We start from the raw sequence: 2,790 nt of genomic DNA on the forward strand, positions 1-2,790 counted from the left end.
AGGAAATCGCGCACCTGCTGGTGCACGGCACGCTGCCGAACCTGACGGAACTGGCCGCCTACAAGACTAAGCTGCGCGCGCTGCGCGGCCTGCCGAGCGCGCTGAAGGCCGCGCTCGAACAGATTCCGGCGTCGGCCCACCCGATGGACGTGATGCGCACCGGCGTGTCGGTGCTCGGCACCGTGCTGCCGGAGAAGGACGACCACAACCTGCCGGGCGCGCGCGACATCGCCGACCGCCTGATGGCGTCGCTCGGCTCGATGCTGCTGTACTGGTATCACTTCTCGCACAACGGCAAGCGCATCGAGACGGAAACCGACGACGACTCGATCGGCGGCCACTTCCTGCACCTGCTGCACGGCAAGACGCCGTCGAAGTCGTGGGTCGAGGCGATGCACACGTCGCTGATCCTGTACGCCGAGCACGAATTCAACGCGTCGACGTTCACGGGCCGCGTGATCGCGGGCACGGGCTCGGACATCTACTCGGCGATCACCGGCGCGATCGGCGCGCTGCGCGGGCCGAAGCACGGCGGCGCGAACGAAGTCGCGTACGAGATCCAGAGCCGCTACAGCTCGCCGGACGACGCCGAAGCCGACATCCGCCGCCGCGTCGAGAACAAGGAAGTCGTGATCGGCTTCGGCCATCCGGTCTACACGATCTCCGATCCGCGCAACAAGGTGATCAAGGGCGTCGCGCACAAGCTGTCGAAGGAAGCGGGCGATACCAAGCTGTACAGCATCGCCGAGCGCCTGGAATCGGTGATGTGGGACGCGAAGAAGATGTTCCCGAACCTCGACTGGTTCAGCGCGGTGTCGTATCACATGATGGGCGTGCCGACCGCGATGTTCACGCCGCTGTTCGTGATCTCGCGCACGTCGGGCTGGAGCGCGCACATCATCGAGCAACGCATCGACAACAAGATCATCCGTCCGAGCGCGAACTACACCGGTCCGGAAGACCTGCAGTTCGTGCCGATCGAGAAGCGCTGATCGTCTGCCGCGCACGTCGGCGCCCGTGATGCGGGCGGCCGGCGCGTGCGGCACGTCTTACCTCGAATTCCGCCCCACATCATGAATACCGCCAACCGCAAACCCCTGCCCGGCACGTCGCTGGACTATTTCGACGCGCGTGCCGCGGTCGACGCGATCGCGCCCGGCGCCTACGACACGCTGCCGTACACGTCGCGCGTGCTCGCCGAAAACCTCGTGCGCCGCTGCGATCCGGCGATCCTCGCCGATTCGCTGAAGCAGATCATCGAGCGCAAGCGCGAACGCGATTTCCCGTGGTTCCCGGCGCGCGTGGTGTGTCACGACATCCTCGGCCAGACGGCGCTCGTCGATCTCGCCGGCCTGCGCGACGCGATCGCCGACGGCGGCGGCGACCCGGCGAAGGTGAACCCGGTCGTGCCCGTGCAGCTGATCGTCGACCACTCGCTCGCCGTCGAGTGCGGCGGCTTCGACCCGGACGCGTTCGCGAAGAACCGCGCGATCGAGGATCGTCGCAACGAGGATCGCTTCCACTTCATCGAGTGGACGAAGAAGGCGTTCGAGAACGTCGACGTGATCCCGCCGGGCAACGGCATCATGCATCAGATCAATCTCGAGAAGATGTCGCCGGTGATCCAGGCGCAGGACGGCGTCGCGTTCCCGGACACCTGCGTCGGCACCGACAGCCACACACCGCACGTCGATGCGCTCGGCGTGATCGCGATCGGCGTCGGCGGGCTCGAAGCCGAGAACGTGATGCTCGGCCGCGCGTCGTGGATGCGCCTGCCCGACATCGTCGGCGTCGAGCTGACCGGCAAGCGTCAGCCCGGCATCACCGCGACCGACGTGGTGCTCGCGCTGACCGAGTTCCTGCGCAAGGAAAAGGTGGTCGGCGCGTACCTGGAGTTCCGCGGCGAAGGCGCGGCGAGCCTCACGCTCGGCGATCGCGCGACGATCTCGAACATGGCGCCTGAATACGGCGCGACGGCCGCGATGTTCTTCATCGATGGCCAGACGATCGACTACCTGCGCCTCACGGGCCGCAGCGACGAGCAGGTGAAGCTCGTCGAAACCTACGCGAAGGCGGCCGGCCTGTGGGCCGATACGCTCGCGAACGCGCAGTACGAGCGCACGCTGACGTTCGACCTGTCGAGCGTCGTGCGCAACATGGCCGGCCCGTCGAACCCGCACAAGCGGCTGCCGACGTCCGATCTCGCCGCGCGCGGGATCGCCGGCCAGTGGGACGAGAAGCCGGGCGAGATGCCCGACGGCGCGGTGATCATCGCCGCGATCACGAGCTGTACGAACACCAGCAACCCGCGCAACGTGATCGCCGCCGCCTTGCTCGCACGCAACGCGAACGCGAAGGGCCTCACGCGCAAGCCGTGGGTCAAGAGCTCGCTCGCGCCCGGCTCGAAGGCGGTCGAGCTGTATCTGGAAGAGGCGAACCTGCTGCCCGAGCTCGAGAAGCTCGGCTTCGGCATCGTCGCGTTCGCGTGCACGACCTGCAATGGGATGTCGGGCGCGCTCGACCCGAAGATCCAGCAGGAGATCGTCGAGCGCGACCTGTACGCGACGGCCGTGCTGTCCGGCAACCGCAACTTCGACGGCCGCATTCACCCGTATGCGAAGCAGGCGTTCCTCGCGTCGCCGCCGCTCGTCGTCGCGTATGCGATCGCCGGCACGATCCGCTTCGACATCGAGAAGGACGTGCTCGGCCACGATCAGGATGGCAAGCCCGTCACGCTGAAGGACATCTGGCCGACCGACGAGGAGATCGACGCGATCGTCGCGTCGAGCG

At 67.1% G+C, this 2,790-nt stretch carries 2 protein-coding genes; both read left to right on the plus strand.

Features of this window, described 5'->3' with window-relative positions:
- Nucleotides 1-992, plus strand: a 992-nt coding sequence (prpC, locus tag JMF90_RS32125; protein WP_201325939.1) for a 2-methylcitrate synthase, incomplete at its 5' end; no start/stop codon positions are given.
- Nucleotides 993-1,073: 81 nt separating this feature from the next.
- The coding region (gene acnA / locus JMF90_RS32130) for an aconitate hydratase AcnA (RefSeq protein ID WP_201325940.1) at nucleotides 1,074-2,790 on the plus strand (1,717 nt) is incomplete at its 3' end.

Source organism: Burkholderia sp. E168m23 (assembly GCF_016586125.1).
GTDB lineage: Bacteria > Pseudomonadota > Gammaproteobacteria > Burkholderiales > Burkholderiaceae > Burkholderia > Burkholderia orbicola.